This is a genomic window from Actinosynnema pretiosum (genome assembly GCF_024171695.1).
GTDB classification, from domain to species: Bacteria; Actinomycetota; Actinomycetes; order Mycobacteriales; family Pseudonocardiaceae; genus Actinosynnema; species Actinosynnema pretiosum.
The window spans coordinates 443,786-461,106 of sequence record NZ_JAMTCF010000003.1 but is presented as its reverse complement, the minus strand read 5'-3'; the positions used below and the strand labels follow the sequence as shown (position 1 = coordinate 461,106).

General features: G+C 73.9%; 21 protein-coding genes. 8 read left to right on the top strand and 13 right to left on the bottom strand.

Annotated features, from left to right (window positions below):
* Positions 1-3 precede the first annotated feature (3 nt).
* The 4 genes from purL to LV78_RS08515 all read right to left on the bottom strand — a co-directional run bounded on the left by purL (position 4) and on the right by LV78_RS08515 (position 3,933).
* Positions 4-2,262 (bottom strand): phosphoribosylformylglycinamidine synthase subunit PurL, encoded by a 2,259-nt coding sequence (gene purL / locus LV78_RS08530; protein ID WP_253844160.1) that lies wholly within the window; start codon positions 2,260-2,262, stop codon positions 4-6.
* Entirely contained in the window at positions 2,259-2,930 is a 672-nt protein-coding gene (gene purQ / locus LV78_RS08525) for a phosphoribosylformylglycinamidine synthase subunit PurQ (protein ID WP_253844159.1), read from the bottom strand. The genes purL and purQ overlap by 4 nt, the downstream gene beginning before the upstream one ends.
* Positions 2,927-3,166 carry a phosphoribosylformylglycinamidine synthase subunit PurS gene (gene purS, locus LV78_RS08520; protein ID WP_015805550.1) on the bottom strand — a complete coding sequence of 80 codons (240 nt, stop codon included), beginning with the start codon at positions 3,164-3,166 and terminating at the stop codon, positions 2,927-2,929. Before purS ends, purQ begins: the two co-directional genes overlap by 4 nt.
* Before the next feature lie 227 nt (positions 3,167-3,393).
* Entirely contained in the window at positions 3,394-3,933 is a 540-nt protein-coding gene (locus LV78_RS08515; protein WP_253844158.1) for a DUF3800 domain-containing protein, read from the bottom strand.
* A 121-nt stretch (positions 3,934-4,054) separates the two neighbouring features.
* On the opposite strand from LV78_RS08515, the gene LV78_RS08510 reads away from it, so the two are divergent.
* Positions 4,055-5,029: an NAD-dependent epimerase/dehydratase family protein gene (locus tag LV78_RS08510; protein WP_253844157.1), complete on the top strand. Its 975-nt coding sequence runs from the start codon at positions 4,055-4,057 to the stop codon at positions 5,027-5,029.
* 44 nt (positions 5,030-5,073) lie between these two features.
* Complete coding sequence (locus LV78_RS08505; RefSeq protein ID WP_253844156.1) at positions 5,074-5,697, top strand: MBL fold metallo-hydrolase; 624 nt, start codon at positions 5,074-5,076, stop codon at positions 5,695-5,697.
* Here LV78_RS08505 and LV78_RS08500 read toward each other — a convergent pair.
* Together LV78_RS08500 and LV78_RS08495 are read right to left on the bottom strand one after the other, a co-directional pair.
* Positions 5,668-6,327, bottom strand: coding sequence for a DUF2334 domain-containing protein (locus LV78_RS08500; protein WP_253844155.1), 660 nt, complete (start codon positions 6,325-6,327; stop codon positions 5,668-5,670). The genes LV78_RS08505 and LV78_RS08500 overlap by 30 nt on opposite strands.
* A 155-nt stretch (positions 6,328-6,482) precedes the next feature.
* Entirely contained in the window at positions 6,483-7,370 is an 888-nt protein-coding gene (locus tag LV78_RS08495) for a phosphoribosylaminoimidazolesuccinocarboxamide synthase (protein ID WP_253844154.1), read from the bottom strand.
* Between the two features lie 63 nt (positions 7,371-7,433).
* Here LV78_RS08495 and LV78_RS08490 point away from each other — a divergent pair, with 63 nt between their 5' ends.
* The 4 genes from LV78_RS08490 (at position 7,434) to LV78_RS08475 (ending at position 10,470) form a co-directional block, all read left to right on the top strand.
* On the top strand, positions 7,434-8,291 hold the full coding sequence (locus LV78_RS08490; protein WP_015805556.1) for an ABC transporter substrate-binding protein: 858 nt from the start codon (positions 7,434-7,436) through the stop codon (positions 8,289-8,291).
* Positions 8,288-9,148 (top strand): amino acid ABC transporter permease, encoded by an 861-nt coding sequence (locus LV78_RS08485; RefSeq protein ID WP_015805557.1) that lies wholly within the window; start codon positions 8,288-8,290, stop codon positions 9,146-9,148. The genes LV78_RS08490 and LV78_RS08485 overlap by 4 nt, the downstream gene beginning before the upstream one ends.
* On the top strand, positions 9,145-9,909 hold the full coding sequence (locus LV78_RS08480) for an amino acid ABC transporter ATP-binding protein (protein ID WP_253844153.1): 765 nt from the start codon (positions 9,145-9,147) through the stop codon (positions 9,907-9,909). Before LV78_RS08485 ends, LV78_RS08480 begins: the two co-directional genes overlap by 4 nt.
* A gap of 117 nt (positions 9,910-10,026) precedes the next feature.
* The gene (locus LV78_RS08475) at positions 10,027-10,470 is read left to right on the top strand and encodes a hypothetical protein (RefSeq protein WP_253844152.1); all 444 of its coding nucleotides are present in this window, start codon (positions 10,027-10,029) and stop codon (positions 10,468-10,470) included.
* 77 nt (positions 10,471-10,547) lie between these two features.
* On the opposite strand, the gene purB is transcribed toward LV78_RS08475, so the two are convergent.
* Genes purB through LV78_RS08445 form a run of 6 tightly spaced genes read right to left on the bottom strand, consistent with a single transcriptional unit; the run spans position 10,548 to position 15,311 of the window.
* Positions 10,548-11,978: an adenylosuccinate lyase gene (purB, locus tag LV78_RS08470; RefSeq protein WP_253844151.1), complete on the bottom strand. Its 1,431-nt coding sequence runs from the start codon at positions 11,976-11,978 to the stop codon at positions 10,548-10,550.
* 13 nt (positions 11,979-11,991) lie between these two features.
* Positions 11,992-12,780: a hypothetical protein gene (locus tag LV78_RS08465; protein ID WP_253844150.1), complete on the bottom strand. Its 789-nt coding sequence runs from the start codon at positions 12,778-12,780 to the stop codon at positions 11,992-11,994.
* Complete coding sequence (locus tag LV78_RS08460) at positions 12,777-13,304, bottom strand: RNA polymerase sigma factor (protein WP_253844149.1); 528 nt, start codon at positions 13,302-13,304, stop codon at positions 12,777-12,779. Before LV78_RS08460 ends, LV78_RS08465 begins: the two co-directional genes overlap by 4 nt.
* A 46-nt stretch (positions 13,305-13,350) precedes the next feature.
* A complete protein-coding gene (locus LV78_RS08455; protein WP_253844148.1) occupies positions 13,351-13,941 on the bottom strand; it encodes a TetR/AcrR family transcriptional regulator in 591 nt (196 codons plus the stop codon).
* Between the two features lie 55 nt (positions 13,942-13,996).
* Entirely contained in the window at positions 13,997-14,758 is a 762-nt protein-coding gene (locus LV78_RS08450; protein WP_253844147.1) for a fumarate hydratase C-terminal domain-containing protein, read from the bottom strand.
* Between the two features lie 37 nt (positions 14,759-14,795).
* Positions 14,796-15,311, bottom strand: coding sequence for a SigE family RNA polymerase sigma factor (locus tag LV78_RS08445; RefSeq protein WP_253844348.1), 516 nt, complete (start codon positions 15,309-15,311; stop codon positions 14,796-14,798).
* A 152-nt stretch (positions 15,312-15,463) separates the two neighbouring features.
* On the opposite strand from LV78_RS08445, the gene LV78_RS08440 reads away from it, so the two are divergent.
* Together LV78_RS08440 and LV78_RS08435 are read left to right on the top strand one after the other, a co-directional pair.
* Positions 15,464-16,483 (top strand): threonine aldolase family protein, encoded by a 1,020-nt coding sequence (locus LV78_RS08440; protein ID WP_253844146.1) that lies wholly within the window; start codon positions 15,464-15,466, stop codon positions 16,481-16,483.
* 4 nt (positions 16,484-16,487) lie between these two features.
* Positions 16,488-17,075: an HAD family hydrolase gene (locus tag LV78_RS08435; protein WP_253844145.1), complete on the top strand. Its 588-nt coding sequence runs from the start codon at positions 16,488-16,490 to the stop codon at positions 17,073-17,075.
* A gap of 93 nt (positions 17,076-17,168) precedes the next feature.
* Here LV78_RS08435 and LV78_RS08430 read toward each other — a convergent pair whose 3' ends face one another.
* Entirely contained in the window at positions 17,169-17,321 is a 153-nt protein-coding gene (locus LV78_RS08430) for a hypothetical protein (protein WP_253844144.1), read from the bottom strand.

Below are 17,321 nucleotides of genomic sequence, written 5' to 3'. Positions count from 1 at the left end.
CGATCAGTCGAACAGCGCCGGGAGGGTGCCCTCCCACGCCTCGCGCAGCTCGGCCAGGCCCAGCTCGCCGAGGCCCTGGAACTCGATGGACTCCGACTCCGGGTCCACCACGCCGACCTTGCGCCACGGCAGGCCGCGCGCGGTGCACATGTCGGTGAACCGCAGCTCCTCGGAGCGCGGCACGGCCACCAGCACGCGACCGGCGGACTCGCTGAACAGGTCGGTGAACTCGTCCTCGCCCAGGAAGACGCGCGCGCCGGTCTCGCCGATCAGGCAGGTCTCGACCAGCGCCTGCGCCAGGCCGCCCTCGGCCAGGTCGTGCGCGGCCGACACCATGCCGTCGCGGGAACCGGCGACCAGCACCTCGCCGAGCAGCTTCTCGCGCGCCAGGTCCACCTTCGGCGGCAGGCCGCCCAGGTGCCCGTGCACGACGTGCGCCCACTCGGAGCCGCCGAACTCGGGACGGGTGTCGCCGAGCAGCAGCAGCGTCTCGCCCGCCTCCGCGCCGATCCCGGTGGGGATGCGGCGGCGGACGTCGTCGATGACGCCGAGCACGCCCACGACCGGCGTCGGCAGGATCGCCGTGGAGCCGGTCTGGTTGTAGAAGCTGACGTTGCCGCCGGTCACCGGGATGCCCAGCTCGGCGCAGCCGTCCGCGAGGCCCTTCACGGCCTGCTCGAACTGCCACATCACCGCCGGGTCCTCGGGCGAGCCGAAGTTCAGGCAGTTGGTGACCGCGACCGGGGTCGCGCCGGAGGCGGCGACGTTGCGGTAGGCCTCGGCCAGCGCCAGCTGCGCGCCCGCGTACGGGTCGAGCTTGGTGTAGCGGCCGTTGCAGTCGGTGGACAGCGCCACGCCCCGGTTCGTGCTCTCGTCGATCCGGATCATGCCGGAGTCGGAGGGCTGGGCGAGCACCGTGCCGCCGCGCACGTAGCGGTCGTACTGCTGGGTGATCCAGCGCTTCGACGCCAGGTTCGGCGACGCGGCCTGGCTCTTGACCAGCTCCAGCAGCTCGCCCCTGGTCGGGCGGGGCAGCGAGTCGGGCGTGTTCGCCTGGAGCTCGTCCTGGTCGGCCGGGCGCTCGATCGGCCGGTTGTAGACCGGGCCCTCGTGCGCGACGGTGCGCGGCGGGACGTCCACCACGACCTCGTCGTTCCAGGTGATGACCAGGCGGTCCCCGTCGGTGACCTCGCCGATCTCGGTGGCGATGACGTCCCACTTGGCGCAGACGGCCATGAAGGCGTCGACGTCCTCGGGCCGCACGACCGCGCACATGCGCTCCTGCGACTCGCTGGAGAGCACCTCGGCGGGCGTCATGCCGGTGGCGCGCAGCGGGACGCGGTCCAGGTAGACGTGCATCCCGCCGTCACCGGCCGAGGCCAGCTCGGAGGTCGCGCAGGACAGGCCCGCGCCGCCGAGGTCCTGGATGCCGACGACGATGCGCTCGGCGAACAGCTCCAGGCAGCACTCGATCAGGACCTTCTCGGTGAACGGGTCGCCGACCTGCACGGCGGGCAGCTTCTTGCGCTTGCCCGCCGAGTCGTCGAACGTCTCGCTCGCCAGCACGGACACGCCGCCGATGCCGTCGAGGCCGGTGCGCGCGCCGAACAGGATGATCTTGTTGCCCGCGCCGGACGCGTGCGCCAGGTGCAGGTCCTCCACGCGCATCGCGCCGACGCACAGCGCGTTCAGCAGCGGGTTGCCCTGGTAGGACTCGTCGAACACGACCTCGCCGCCGATGTTCGGCAGGCCGAGGCAGTTGCCGTAGCCGCCGACGCCCGCGACGATCCCGTGCACGACGCGGCGGGTGTCCTCCGCGTCGGGCGCGCCGAAGCGCAGCGGGTCCATCACGGCCAGCGGGCGGGCGCCCATCGCGAGGATGTCGCGCACGATGCCGCCCACGCCGGTCGCGGCGCCCTGGTAGGGCTCCACGTAGGACGGGTGGTTGTGGCTCTCCGCCTTGAACGTGATGGCCCAGCCGTCGCCGATGTCGACGACGCCGGCGTTCTCGCCGATGCCCGCGAGCATCTTCGAGCGCATCTCGTCCGTGGTGGTCTCGCCGAAGTACTTCAGGTGCACCTTGGACGACTTGTAGGAGCAGTGCTCGCTCCACATGACCGAGTACATCGCCAGCTCGGCGTCCGTGGGCCTGCGGCCCAGGATCTCCTTGATGCGGGCGTACTCGTCGTCCTTGAGGCCCAGCTCCTTGTAGGGCTGGTCCTGGTCGGGGGTCGCGAGCGCGGTGTCGACGGTGTCGGTCACGCCTTCACCGCCGAGTCGATCAGGGAGAAGAACATGCCCAGTCCGTCGTCCGTGGGGCCGGTGAGCGCGTCGATGGCGTGCTCGGGGTGCGGCATGAGGCCGACCACGCGACCGTTCGCGCTGGTGATGCCCGCGATGTTGTTGCGGGAGCCGTTGGGGTTGTCGCCGACGTAGCGGAACACCACGCGGCCCTCGCCCTCCAGCTCGTCCAGGGTGGCCTGGTCGGCCTGGTAGCCGCCCTCGCCGGACTTGAGCGGCACGAGGATCTCGGCGCCGTCGTCGTAGCGGGTGGTCCAGGCGGTCGAGGTGTTCTCCACCTTGAGCCACTGGTCGCGGCACACGAAGTGCAGCTTGTCGTTGCGGGTCAGCGCGCCGGGGAGCAGGTGCGCCTCGCAGAGGATCTGGAAGCCGTTGCAGATGCCCAGGACCGGCATCCCGCCCTTGGCGGCGGTGACGACCTCCTGCATGACCGGGGCGAACCGGGCGATCGCGCCGCAGCGCAGGTAGTCCCCGTAGGAGAAGCCACCGGGCACGATGACCGCGTCGACGCCCTTGAGGTCGGCGTCGGCGTGCCAGAGGCTGACCGCCTCCCCGCCCGCGTAGGTGACCGCGCGGGCCGCGTCGACGTCGTCGAGCGTGCCGGGGAAGGTGATGACGCCGACCCTCATGCCTCGACCCGCCGGACGACCCAGTCCTCGATCACGGGGTTCGCCAGGAAGGTCTCGGCGATCTTGGCGAGCGTGGCGTCGTCGACGTCGTCGGCGACCTCCAGCTCGAAGTGCTTGCCCTGGCGGACACTGGTGACGCCCTCGAACCCGAGACGGGGCAGCGCGTTGGCCACCGCCTGTCCTTGCGGGTCGAGGATCTCGGGCTTCGGCATGACGTCGACGACGACTCGGGCCACGACAGGCTGCTCCCTGATGGAGGGCGTGCGGTACCGCGCAACCGTACCTGAGCTGGGTGTTCATCGAGTTCACAGGTGGCGTGGGGCACAGGTTCACCTGATCGTGGGGCTGGAAAGGGCTGCTTGGAAAGCTTTCGACTTGCTACTCTGGTAGCAGCTTCGGCCCGTAAGCCGAGGAAGTGAGCACGGTCCCCGTCCGGACGGTCGGCGGCCGTGCTTCGCGCTTTCTAGGGGTTCTTGAGGTCGACGACCGACCCGATGATCGGCCTGACCCGCGTCGCCCACTCCCCGCCCGCGCCGTGGCACCACGCCACGATGTCCGCGACCCACAGCAGCGGATCGCTCGTGCTGTCCAGGTGCTCGTAGACCAACCCGGTGTCCCTGGCGCGCTTGCCCAGCGCGAGGCGGATCGTCAGCAGGTCGTGCTCGTCCCGCACCTGGCGGGAGTCCAGCAGGAGCCGCGTCCCTCCCACGTCGAGCAGGTCGTCGGTCAGCCGCGTCAGGCAGGTCCGCCTCGCGCGCTCCTCCCCCCGGTCGCAGGTGGCGAGGTAGACGTCGGCCCGCGCACCGCACTCGACCAGCCGGGAGAGCAGTTGCCTGCGGCGTTGTGGGGTCTCCTTCTTGAAGTGCAGTTCCCGCTGCCCCGGCATGAGGAGTCCGCGCAGGGCCGTCCGCTGCTTCTTCAACTTCTCCGGCTCGACCAAGGCCGCGGCGAGGAGGTAGGTGTCGCGCCGACGGCTCTCGTCGACAAAGGCGTGCAAGCTCACCGTAGATCCATCGGCACGTTCGGGTGAGCCCTCGACCAAGCCCACCCGAACGTGTGTTCGTCCGTTCGCCATCGGCGGAGTCGCTGGCCCGCGCGGCTCGGGTGCGAGCAGGGTGGAGGGCATGCGAGTACTGGTGCTCGGGGGGACGGTGTTCCTCGGTCGCGCGGTCGCGGCCGAAGCCGTGCGGCGGCGGCACGAGGTGGTGTGCGCGGCGCGCGGGGCGTCCGGGGGTGTGCCGGACGGGGCTTCGCTCGTCGTCGTCGACCGGGCCGACGGGCTCGGCGCGCTGGACGGCGAGCGGTTCGACGCGGTGGTGGACGTCGCGCGGTCCGTCGGGTGGGTGCGGGAGGCGCTGCGGGTGCTCGGGGAGGGCGCCGGGCACTGGACGTTCGTCTCCACCGGGTCCGTCTACGCCGACCCGTCGTCGTCCACGAGCACCGAGCTGCTGGAGCCGGTCGAGGACGACCCGGACGCGCCCGTCACGCCCGAGCGGTACGGGGCGTTGAAGGTCGCAGCCGAGAACGCCGTGCGGGACGCGCTGGAGGACCGGGCGTTCGTCGTGCGCGCGGGCCTGATCACCGGGCCCGGCGACCTCAGCGACCGGTTCGGCTACTGGCCCGCCCGGATGTCCCTGGGCGGCCGGGTGGTCGTGCCCGACGCGCCCGAGCAGCCAGCGCAGCACGTGGACGTGCGCGACCTCGCCGCCTGGGTCGTGGACGCGGCCGAGCAGCGGATCACCGGCACCTGCGACGGGGTCGGCCCGGCCGAGCCGCTGAGCCTGCTGCTCGGCGAGATCGCGGGCGCGGTGGCGCCGTCGGGGACCGAGCTGGTCCGGGCGCCGGTGGACCTGCTCGACCGGCACGGCGTGCAGCCGTGGGCCGGGCCGCGCTCGCTGCCGCTGTGGCTGCCCGAGGGGTACGAGGCGATGATGTTCCGCAACCCCCGGCCCGCGCTCGAAGCGGGCCTGCGGGTGCGGCCGGTGTCCGAGACGGCGGTGGACGCGCTGGCGCACGAGCGGGAGCTCGGGCTCGACCGGTCGCGCCGGGCCGGGCTGGACGCCGCCACCGAGCAGGCGCTGCTCGCCGAGCTGGGGTGACCGGGGTAGAACGGGACCGGAGGCACCCGACCTAGGAGAACCGCGTGAGGATCACCCACTTCGGCCAGTCCTGCCTGCTCGTGGAGGCGGGCGGGGCTCGCCTGCTGTTCGACCCCGGTGCCTACTCGACCGGGTTCGAGCAGCTCACCGGGCTGGACGCGGTGCTGGTCACCCACCAGCACCCCGACCACCTCGACCCGGCGCGGCTGCCCGCGCTGCTCGCGGCCAACCCCGGCGCGACCCTGGTGCTCGACCCCGGTTCCGCCGAGCAGCACCCGGACCTGGGCGCGATCACCGCCGAACCGGGCGCCGAGCTGGAGCTGGGGAGCGCGCGCGTGCGGGTGCTGGCCGCGCCGCACGAGGCGATCCACCCCGCGATCCCGCTGCCGCCGAACGTCGGCTACCTGGTCGACGGCTTCTACCACCCCGGCGACTCGCTCGCCCCGCCCGGCGAGCCCGTGGACGTGCTGGGCCTGCCCGCCGCCGCGCCGTGGCTGAAGCTGTCCGAGGCGGCCGACTTCCTGGCCGCGATCGCCCCGCGCGTCGCGGTGCCGATCCACCAGGCCGTGCTCGCGGACCCGACCCTGCACCACACCGTGCTCACGTCCACGGCCCCCGCCGGGACGTCCGTGGTGGTGCTAGCGCCGGGTGAGCCGACCGAGGTCTGACCCGGTCACCAGGTCGGCGTAGGTCGTCGGGTCGGCGCCGTGGGCCAGCACGACGTCCACGGCGCCGAGCACCGCGCCGCGCAGCCCCGGCAGGTCGGCCGCGTCGACGCCGATCCGCACCACCCCGCCCCGGCGCAGCGCGGCGGCCAGCCCCTTGGGGCCACCACCGCGCACCCGGCTCTCCACGTACCGGTCGGTGCGCAGGTCCCGCACGCCCGCGAGGTCGGCGCACACCGCGAACCGGTGCCTGGCCAGCGCGAGGAGCGCGCCGGGCGAGACCACCCAGGACGGCGGCGCGAACACGTCGGTGGCCAGGCCGTGGCGGGCGAACGCGGCGCGGGCGGCCACCAGCCGCAGCCCGGCCTCGTGCGCGGGCAGCACCGCGAACTCGGCGCGCCTGCGCAGCGCGAACGGGTCGTCGCGGTGGTCGAACCCGTGCTGCACGAGCGCGTCGCCCCCGTCCAGCCGCGACCGCACCCAGTCCAGCGCCTCGCCCCGCCGGACGTGCGCGGGCGCGAGCAACAACGACAGCGGAACACCCCGGCGACCCAGCTCACCGGCCAGTTCCGAGCTCGGCCCCACCGGTGCGGAGCCGATCCCCGACAGCGACACCACCAGGCGCGCGACCATGCCCACCAGTGCGCCGCACGGGCGTGTACCGCGCGCCACGGCGGGGTGAAGGCGGGATGCGGATTCCGCGAAAACCGGGGGGGAGGCGGCCGGGAGCAGCTCCGGCGCGGTCCACGGGAGATCGGGACCGCGCCGGAGCGCTCAGAGGGGGAGGATCAGGCCGAGGGCCAGTCCGCGAAGGACAGCCCGGTGATCCGCTCGTACGCCTCGACGTACCGGGCGCGGGTCGCGGCCACGACCTCGGCGGGCAGCGCGGGCGGCGGCGCGTCCGACTTGCGGTCCCAGCCGGACTCGGCCGAGGTCAGCCAGTCGCGCACGTACTGCTTGTCGAACGAGGGCTGCACCCGGCCTGCCTGGTAGGAGTCGGCGGGCCAGTAGCGGGACGAGTCCGGGGTGAGCACCTCGTCGGCCAGCACCAGCGTCCCGGACCGGTCGACGCCGAACTCGAACTTGGTGTCGGCCAGGACCACGCCCCGGTCGCGCGCGTGCTCGCGGGCCGCCGAGTACACCTGGAGGGTCCGCGCGCGCAGCTCCTCGGCCAGCGCGCCGCCGACCACCGACTCGACGTGCTCGAAGCTCACGTTCTCGTCGTGCGCGCCGATCTCGGCCTTGGTCGCGGGCGTGAAGATCGGCTCGGCCAGTTCGGACGCCTCGACCAGGCCCTCGGGCAGCGGGACGCCGCACACCGACCCGGTCTCCCGGTACTCGACCATGCCGGAGCCGGTGAGGTAGCCGCGCGCGACGCACTCGACCTGCACCATGTCCAGCCGCCTCACCAGCAGCGCCCGGCCCCTGACCTCGGCCGGGATGCGCGGGTCGTCCCAGGCGACGAGGTGGTTGGGCGCCAGGTCGGCGAGCTTGTCGAACCAGAAGACGCTCATCGCCGTGAGCACCCGGCCCTTGTCTGGGATGGGCGTGCTCAGGACGTGGTCGTAGGCGGAGATCCGGTCGGACGCGACGAACAGCAGGAGTTCGTCGTCCACGGCGTGGACCGAGCGGACCTTGCCGGTGGCGATCACGGGGTAGTCGGCGAGCTGCGGCACGCGGAGCAGCGTACTTGTCCCAGCAGGTGAGCGATCCGCCCGGTACGGGGGATGATGACCGCCATGCGCTCCCCCGCCCTGCTGATCGCCGCCGCCGCGATCGCCGCCGCCTCCGCGTGCGCCCCCGTCGACGAGACCTCCTCCGCGCCGTCGGGCTCCGCGTCCGCCGCCTCCTGCGAGAAGGGGGCGCTGCCGACGCTGACCTCGGGCAAGCTGACCCTGGGCACCGACCAGCCCGCCTACGCGCCGTGGTTCGTCGACGACGACCCGGCCAGCGGCAAGGGCTTCGAGTCCGCCGTGGCCTACGCGCTGGCCGAGGAGCTGGGCTACGCCAAGGCCGACGTCGAGTGGGTGCGGGTGCAGTTCAACGCGGCCGTCCAGCCCGGCCCGAAGACCTTCGACCTCGACCTGAACCAGTTCTCGATCACCGACGAGCGCAAGCAGTCCGTCGACATGTCCGCGCCCTACTACGACGTGGCGCAGGCCGTGATCGCGCTCCAGGACTCGCCCGCGGCGGCGGTGACGTCGCTGGAGGCGCTGCGCGGCGTGAAGATCGGCGCGCAGGTCGGCACGACCAGCTACGACGCGGCGGAGCGGCTCCAGCCGTCGCAGGAGGTGTCGGTCTACAACACCAACGACGACGCCAAGGCCGCGCTGCGGGCGGGCCAGGTGCAGGCGCTGGTGCTCGACCTGCAGACCGCGCTCTACGTCACCTCCGCCGAGCTGGAGGACGCGAAGATCGTCGGGCAGATCCCCGCGGGTGACGGCAAGCCGGAGCAGTTCGGCGCCGTGCTGGACAAGGGCAGCCCGCTGACGAACTGCGTGTCCCAGGCGGTCGAGGCGCTGCGCTCCAGGGGCGTCCTGGCCGCCCTCGAGCAGGAGTGGATGTCCGCTTCGGGCTCCGCGCCCGTCCTGAAGTGAGCGGTTCCGCGGCGCGGGCGCCGCTCCCGGTCAGCGAGCTGCACCGGGAGCGGCTGGCCTACCGGCGCTCGCGGGCCCGCCGGTCCACGGCCGTGGCGCTGGTGTCGACCCTGGTGTTCGCCGCGGCGGCCTGGTTCACGGTGACCGGGGCGCCCGGCTGGCCCAGGGTGAAGGCGTCGTTCTTCGACTCGGAGGTGGCGTGGGACGCGCTGCCCGCCGTGCTGGACGGGCTGTGGCTGAACCTGCGCGTGCTGCTGGTGTGCGCGGCGTGCGTGCTGGTGCTGGCGGTGCTGCTGGCCGGGCTGCGCACGCTGCGCGGGCCGGTGTGGTTCCCGCTGCGGGCGCTGGCCACCGGGTACGTGGACCTGTTCCGGGGGCTGCCGCTGATCATCCTGCTGTACCTGGTCGGGTTCGGGCTGCCCGCGCTGCGGCTGGGCGGGGTGCCGACGGACCCGGTGGTGCTGGGCGGGATCGCGCTGGTGCTGACCTACAGCGCGTACGTGGCCGAGGTGTTCCGCGCGGGCATCGAGTCGATCCACCCGTCGCAGATCGCGGCGGCCCGCTCGCTGGGGCTGGACCACCGCAGGACGCTGCGGCTGGTGGTGCTGCCGCAGGCGGTGCGGCGGGTGACGCCCGCGCTGCTCAACGACTTCGTGGCGCTGCAGAAGGACTGCGGGCTGATCTCGGTGCTCGGCGCGGTGGACGCGGTGCGGGCGGCGCAGATCGTGCAGGCCAAGACGTTCAACTTCACCCCGTACGTGGTCGCGGCGCTGCTGTTCGTGCTGCTGGCGATCCCGTCGGGGCGGCTGGCCGACGCGGTGGCGCGGCGGGCGGCCGAGCGGCAGGGGGCGCGATGAGCGGGCCGGTGGCCGGGCAGCCCGTGCTGGGGCTGCGGAACGTGGTGAAGGAGTACGGCGGGCGCCGGGTGCTCGACGGGATCGACCTGGACGTGGCCGAGCACGAGGTCGTGACGCTGATCGGCTCGTCCGGCTCGGGCAAGTCGACGCTGCTGCGCTGCGCGAACCTGCTGGAGGACCTGGACGACGGGCAGGTGCTGCTCGACGGCGAGGACGTCTCCGACCCGAGGGTCGACGCGGACGTGGCGCGGCGGCGGATGGGCGTGGTGTTCCAGGCCTACAACCTGTTCCCGCACATGTCGGTGCTGGACAACGTGACGCTCGCGTCGCGGGTGGTGCACGGCGCGCCGCGCGCGCAGGCCGAGGAGCGCGCCCGCGAGCTGCTGGCGCGGGTCGGGCTGGCCGACCGGGCGGGGTCCTACCCGGACCGGTTGTCGGGCGGGCAGCAGCAGCGGGTGGCGATCGCCAGGGCGCTGGCGCACGGGCCGAGGTTGCTGCTGCTGGACGAGATCACCAGCGCGCTGGACCCGGAGCTGGTGGGCGAGGTGCTGGGGCTGGTGCGGGAGCTGGCGGCGCAGGGCACGACGATCCTGATGGCCACGCACGAGATGGGCTTCGCCAGGCAGGTCGCCGACCGGGTGTGCTTCCTGGACGGGGGCAGGCTGCTGGAGTCGGGGCCGCCCGCGCAGGTGCTCGGCGAGCCGGAGCACGAGCGGACCCGGTTGTTCCTGCGGCGGATCGTGGACGCGGGGCGGTTGTAGCGCGGGCGGTGGGTCGCGCCGGGGAGCGCGCCCCGCGCTCCGGCGCGACACGCCGCCGTTAGACCGATCGGGATACGCCGCTTGGAGCAGCGGTCCGCCGCCCCTAGTCTGCTCGTCGTGGTGGACCGGAGAGCACTCGCGCGCGCCTCGGCGCTGACCGGGGCCGCGCTGCTCGCGCTGCTCACCGCCTGCGGTTCGCCGCAGGCCGCGCCCGCGCCGACGCCCGCCGCGACCACGACGACGGCCAAGCCCGCGCCGACGACGGTGCTGGTGCCGCAGGTGGACATCTCGGTGCGGCCCGCGCCGACCACGGCGAGGCCGACGGTGGCGGGCACGACCGCCCCTCCGCCACCGCCCGCGCCGACCACGACGGCGCCACCGCCCGCGAGCGCGCCCGCGCCCACGACGACGACCAGCGCGCGCGAGGACACCCGGCGGTACGACCAGATCGCGCTGGGCGGGTTCCCGTGCGCGGAGGTCGGGACGACGGCGGTGGACCCGACCGGCCGCAGGCTGGTGTGCCAGGCCGGTCCGCGCGGCTGGCTGCGCTGGGAGGGCTGAGCGCGGGACCGCTCGACCGGGGAGAGGTCCCCGGCCGGGCGGTGTCAGGTCGTGCGACCGCTCGGGCGGTCAGGCGCTCAGAGGATCGGCGCGGGCGCGTAGTCGGCGGCGCCGGGGTGCTTCTCCAGCAGCGCGGCCACCGCCTCGGCGACCTTGGCCACCTGCTCCTCGGCCACCCCGGTGAACGAGAGCCGGTCGGCCAGCAGCGCGTCCAGCCCGGCCCGGTCCAGCGGGACCCGCTCGTCGGCGGCCAGCCGGTCAAGCAGGTCGTTCTCGGCCAGCCCCTGCTCGCGCATGGCCAGCGCGACCGCGACCGCGTTCTCCTTGATCGCCTCGTGGGCCCTCTCCCGGCCGACGCCCGCGCGCACCGACGCCATCAGCACCTTCGTGGTGGCCAGGAACGGCAGGTAGCGGTCCAGCTCGCGCTGCACCACCGCCGGGTAGGCGCCGAACTCGTCCAGCACGGTCAGGAACGTCTCCAGCAGGCCGTCCAGCGCGAAGAACGCGTCAGGCAGCGCGACCCGGCGCACCACCGAGCACGACACGTCGCCCTCGTTCCACTGGTCGCCCGCCAGCTCGCCCACCATGGACAGGTAGCCGCGCAGCACCACGGCCAGGCCGTTGACGCGCTCGCACGAGCGGGTGTTCATCTTGTGCGGCATGGCGCTGGAGCCGACCTGGCCGGGCTTGAAGCCCTCGGTGACCAGCTCGTGGCCCGCCATCAGCCGGATGGTCTTGGCCAGCGACGACGGGGCGGCGGCCACCTGCACGAGGCTGGAGAGCACGTCGAAGTCGAGCGAGCGCGGGTAGACCTGGCCGACGCTGGTGAACAGCCGCTCGAACCCGAGGTGCCCGGCGACGGCGCTCTCCAGCTCGGCGAGCCGCGCGCGGTCGCCGCCGAGCAGGTCGAGCATGTCCTGCGCGGTGCCGACCGGGCCCTTCACGCCGCGCAGCGGGTAGCGGGCGATCAGCTCGTCGACCCGCTGGAACGCGACCAGCAGCTCGTCGGCGGCGGTGGCGAAGCGCTTGCCGAGGGTGGTGGCCTGCGCGGCCACGTTGTGCGAGCGGCCCGCCATGACCAGGCCGGTGTGCTCGGCGGCGAGCCCGGCCAGGCGCGCCAGCACGGCGGCCACCCGGCCCCGGACGTGCTCCAGGGAGCGCAGCACCTGGAGCTGCTCGACGTTCTCGGTGAGGTCGCGCGAGGTCATGCCCTTGTGCACGTGCTCGTGGCCGGCGAGGGCGTTGAACTCCTCGATGCGGGCCTTCACGTCGTGCCTGGTCACGCGCTCGCGGTCGGCGATGGAGGCCAGGTCGACCTGCTCCAGCACGCGCTCGTAGTCGGCGACGGCGCCCTCGGGCACCTCGACGCCCAGCTCGGCCTGCGCCCGGAGCACGGCCAGCCACAGCTGCCGTTCCAGGACGATCTTGTGCTCGGCCGACCAGAGCCGGACCAGGTCCGCTGACGCGTAGCGGCCTGCGAGGACGTTCGAGATGCGGGGCTTGCTCACGCGGTCAGGATAGTCAGTCCACGCTGGTCTTGAGGTTCGCGTCCGTGGCGATGCCCCGCGCGGCCTGGTAGTTGTCCAGGTCGAGCTGCACGTCGGGAGCGGCCGGGTCGGCGTAGTAGCTGACGACGCGCACGACGCGGCCGTCCAACCGCTGGTGGACGAACTCCAGCCCGCCGGGCTCCTCCACGCCACCGGGGTGGCTGGCCACCTGGAGGCTGCTGCCGTCCGGCTGCTGCTCCTCGGAGTGGCAGTACGACTTGTCCGGGCACAGGGAGCGCAGTCCCGAGTCCCTGCCGCCGACCTCGACGCGCAGCACCCCGTTGGCGCCGTTCCTGGTGTAGCGGACGACGTAGCTGAGCGAGCCCTCGTCGTCGCCCTTCTCGTGGAAGGTGTTCGCGACGAGCCGGGTGTCGCCGAGCGTCAGATCCCCGTAGTTGGGGTAGATGTCGTGCAGGTAGTGGTAGACCCAGCCCGACTCGGAGCTCTCCAGCGTCGGCTTGCCCGTGGCCCTCGTCACCTCGGCGGGGTCGGGCTCGGCGGACGCGGGGGACTGCTCCCCGGTGATCGTGATCGGGCCCGACCCGGCCGAGTCCACCGCGCCGGAGCGCAGCTTGTCGACCACCAGCGGCACCGACAGCGCCGTCACCAGCAGCAGCGCCGTGGTCGTGCCGACGGCGGCCAGCGCGCGCCTGCGCTTGCGCCGCTGCCTGCCCTTCCTGATCAGCGCGTCGGCGTCGAAGTCCAGCGGGGGCTCGTCGCCCAGCGCGGCGAGCATCCCCTCCCGCAGTTCAGCCTCGCTCATGACGCAACCACCCGCCCTTCCAACGCTTCCACGGCCGCGCGCAGCGCGACCAGTCCACGAGCCGTCTGGCTCTTGACCGTCCCCTCGGTGCACCCCATCGCGACGGCCACCTCGCTCACCGGCAGGTCCTCGAAGTACCTCAGCACGAGAACCGCCCGCTGTCTCGGCGGCACGCGCAGCAGGCCCGCGTGCACCAGGTCCCTCGCCCACAACCGCTCCCCCGCCAGGTCCGGGTCGGCTCCGGCGTCCGCGACCTCCGGCAGCTCCCCGTCCCGCTGCTCCGCCCTGCGCCACGGTCTGCGCCGCTCGTCCAGCCAGGTGCGCAGCAGGACCTTGCGGGCGTAGGCGTTGGCGTTGTCGCGCCACTCCACCCGGTGCCAGGCCTGGTAGAGCTTGAGCAGGGTGGCCTGCATCAGGTCCTCGGCCGTGTGCCAGTCGCCGCAGAACAGGTAGGCGGTGCGCCGCAGCGCGCCCGCCTGCCGCTCGGCGAAGTCGCGGAACGCCTGCTCGTCCGCCTTGCCCATCAGAAGACCCCTTCCGCCCCTCCCCTCGAACTACACGCGCGGGAGGTCAGCGGGGTTGCAGGGCGCGGGAGAGCATCTTCCTGGCGACGCCCCTGGGGTCCGGGTTCACCTCGATGAGGGCGTTGACGACCGCGCCGTCGACGAGGGCGATCAGCTCCTCGACGCGCTCGGGCCCGATCCGCCTGCCCGATCGGACGAAGATGTCGAGGATGAGGTCGTGCAGCGCGCTCTTCTGCCGGTGCATGAGCGGGCGCAGGTAGGGTCGGCGGCCGGTGGCGATGAGGCGCTCGTAGCGCAGCACGACGGCCTCGGCGTCCTGGTCGCCGCCCGGCGGGCCGAGCAGGAGCTCCAGGACGAGGTCGGTGACGGTCTCGCCGCCGCAGTCGTCGGGGTCGAGCTCGGCGAGCCTGGCCTTGCCGCGCGCCAGCTCCAGGTCGCCGTGGTGCTCCAGCGCGGCGGTGACGAGGTCGTCGATCGAGTCGAAGTAGTAGGTGGTGGAGGCGAGCGGCAGACCGGCGCGCTCGGCGACGGCCCGGTGGCGCAGCGCGGCGAACCCGCCCTCCACGAGCAGCTCCGCGGCGGCCTCCACCAGCGCCTGGCGGCGGCGGACGCCCTTGGGTGTCGCGGCGGCGGTCATTCGGGGGAAGGTACCCGGAGGTGGGGCGCGGGTCGGACGCGCCCGGCCCGCCGGTTCACCGCCCGGCCGCGATCGCGCGGGCCAGCCGGGGCAGGTCGGCGGCGTAGGGGGTGGTGGTGGCGCCCGCGGCGGGCTCGCTGAGGACGTGGACGGTCTGCCCGGAGGCGGTGCTGGCCACGGCCTCGCGGCGCAGGTCGGTGGCCAGGGTCGCGCCCACCCCGGCGGGGACCAGCACGACGGACACCGTCGCGTAGTCGGAGCCCGCCCTGACCAGGTAGCTCGCGCCGCGCGCGCCCACCGGGCAGCCGGTGACGCCGGTGGGCACGAGGTCGCGGGCGACCGGGAGTTCGCCTGCGAGGGCGACAGCGAGCTCCCGGTCGGCCGCTTCGCACCCGCTGGGGGTGCCACCGGTCGTCGGACCGGCGCTCCCCGAGGGCTCGTCCCCCTGCTCGGGCGGGTCCACGGGGATGCTCTTGGGGGGTGGGCCGCCGGTGGGCTCCCCCGGTTCGCCGCGCGGGCCGTCCTCGGTGCCCAGCACGCGCGGTTCGGCGGTGGCGGCCTCCATGTCCAGGGTCGCGGGCGCCTGGCTCTCCAGCGCCGACGAGGCCTGCTCGGGACCGCCTGCGGGCAGCAGCCCGCCCGCCGCGACGCCGCCCGCGAGCAGCACGACGGCCAGCGTCGACCCGGCGGCGAGCGCGGAGCGCCTGCGCAGGGTGGCCCGCTTGGACGCCGAGCGCACCGAGTCCAGGTCGAACGCGGGCGCCGGGGCTCCGTCCGCCGCGTCGCGGAACGCCTCCGCGAGCTTCCGCTCGTCCACTACCCCCACCTCCCGTTCCCGTTCATGCCGCTCCCGTTCAGGACGCCGACCTCAGGTCGTCGAGCGCGTCGCCCAGCGCTTCGCGCAGCGCCGCGAGGCCCCGCGCGGTCTGGCTCTTGACGGTGCCCTCGGTGCAGCCCAGCGCCTCGGCGGCGGCCGTGACGTCCAGGCCCTCCAGGAACCGCAGCACGAGCACCGCCCGCTGCCTCGGCGGCACCCGCTTGAGCCCCGCGACGAGCGCCTCCCTGGTGACCACCGACTCGGCGACCTCGTCGGTGGAGGGCTGCTCGGGGACCGAGTCCACGAACCGCTCCCGCCGCCAGGGCCGCCGGGACTCGTCGATCACCGCGCGCACCACGCAGCGGCGGACGTAGGCGTCGAGCGCGCCCTTGTCCCTGATCTTGCGCCACTTGCGGTGCAGCGCGACGAACGCGGTCTGGGCGAGGTCGTCCGCCCGGTGCCAGTCACCGCACAGCAGGAACGCCGTTCGGCGCACGGCCTCCCGGCGAGCCGCGAAGTACTCCGCGAACTCCTGCTCGTCGTGCTGGTCCACGCGGACGCTCTCCGCTCGTCGTGCTTGCACCTACCGGACGGAACCGGGGCACCTGGTGGTTGCACGACTCCTCCGGGAGACGTGCGTCACCTCCATCGTGGTACGGCGGAGGCCGTCGGGACAGGGCTTGCCCGGTGTGATGTGATCCTTTCGTGACCCAGCTCGCACCGATCGACCTCCGGTCGGACACCGTGACGCAGCCCGACGAGAAGATGCGCCTGGCCATGTCGGCCGCCGAAGTGGGCGACGACGTGCTCGACCAGGACCCGACGATGCGCAGACTGGAGGAGCGGGTCGCGGACCTGCTCGGCGTGGACGCGGCGCTGTGGGTGCCGTCCGGGTCCATGGGGAACCTGATCGCGCTGATGGCGCACCTGCGGCGGGGTGACCGGTTCCTGGCCGCGCGCGGGGCGCACGTGCTGGACGCCGAGCTCGGCACCGCCGCGTGGCTCGCGGGTGGGATGCCCCACCCGTTGGAGTGGGATGTCGCCCCCGGACGGGTCACGGCCGAGTCGGTGCGCGCCGCCGCCGGAGCGCCCGGTCCCTACTACGCGCTGACCTCGCGGCTGCTGTGCCTGGAGAACACGCACAACGCGGCGGGCGGGACCGTGACGCCGCCGGACGAGCACGCGCTGCTGGTGTCGGCGGCCCGCGACATCGGACTGCGGGTGCACCTGGACGGGGCGCGGCTGTGGAACGCGGCGGTGCGGCTGGGGCTGCCCCCGGCGGCGCTGACCGTGGGCGTGGACACCGTGCAGGTGTGCCTGAGCAAGGGGCTGGGCGCGCCGGTCGGGTCGGTGGTCGCCGGGACCACCACGTTCGTGCAAGAGGCGCGGCGGCTGCGCAAGATGCTCGGCGGCGGGGTTCGGCAGGGCGGCGTGCTGGCCGCCGCCGGTCTGATCGGGCTGGACCGGATCGACGACCTGGAGGCCGACCACGTGAACGCGAAGGCGCTCGCGGACGGGCTGGTCGAGCTGGGCTGGGACGTGGTGGAGCCGGAGACCAACATCGTGCTCGCCGAGGTGCCCGACCTGGAGGTGACCCTCAGCGGCCTGCGCCACCTGGGGGTGCACGCCAGCACGATGTCGGGCAAGGTCCGGTTCGTGACCCACCGCGACGCGGGCGCCGAGGCCATCGCCGAGGCCCTGCGCCGCATCTCCTCGGCGAGCTGACGCCGTGCGCTGGATCGTGTTCGACTACGGCGAGGTCATCAGCCACCCGAGCGAGGAGCTGCCCCGGCTCGCCGCGCTGCTCGGCGTCGCGGACGTCGGCGAGGCGTACTGGCGGCACCGGGACGCCTACGACCGGGGGCTGCCCGACGACGAGTACTGGGCGCGCGTGGGGGCCGACCTCGGCGTGGCCGTGGGTCCGGAGCTGGCCGGTCGGCTGGCCGAGGTGGACCGGGCCGGGTGGATGCGGCCGTCGGAGGAGAGCGTGGCGCTGATCGGGGAGCTGGCCTCGGCCGGGGCGCCGCTGGCGCTGCTGTCCAACGCGGCGTCCTCGTTCGGGCGGGCCGTGGAGCGGCAGGCGTGGACCGGGCACTTCCGGCACCTGGTGTTCTCCGGGGACCTGGGCGTGATCAAGCCGGACCCGGAGGTGTGGCGGCTGCTCGCGGAGCGGCTCGGCGCGGAGCCGGGGGACTGCGTGTTCCTGGACGACCGGCAGGTCAACGTGGACGGCGCGGTGGCGGCCGGGATGTCGGGGCTGCTGTGGCGCGGGGTGGCCGACGCCCGCGAGCAGTTGGCGCGGCTGGGCGTGCTGTAGGCGCGCGGCTGGGCGCGCCCGGTCTGCCCGCAGGCGCGGACGAGGACCTGCGGAACCTCGTTTCCGCAGGTCAGCGCGTTTTGGCGCGGCGCGCTACCTGGTCCTGGACTTGATCGCCCCGTAGGCGGTGAGGCCGAGGAAGACCGTGCCGCCGATCAGCACGAGCCAGAACACGCCCTTGAGCAGGGCGCCGAGCACGGCGAGCACCAGCCAGAGGGCCAGCAGCACCGCGATGATCCTGAGCAT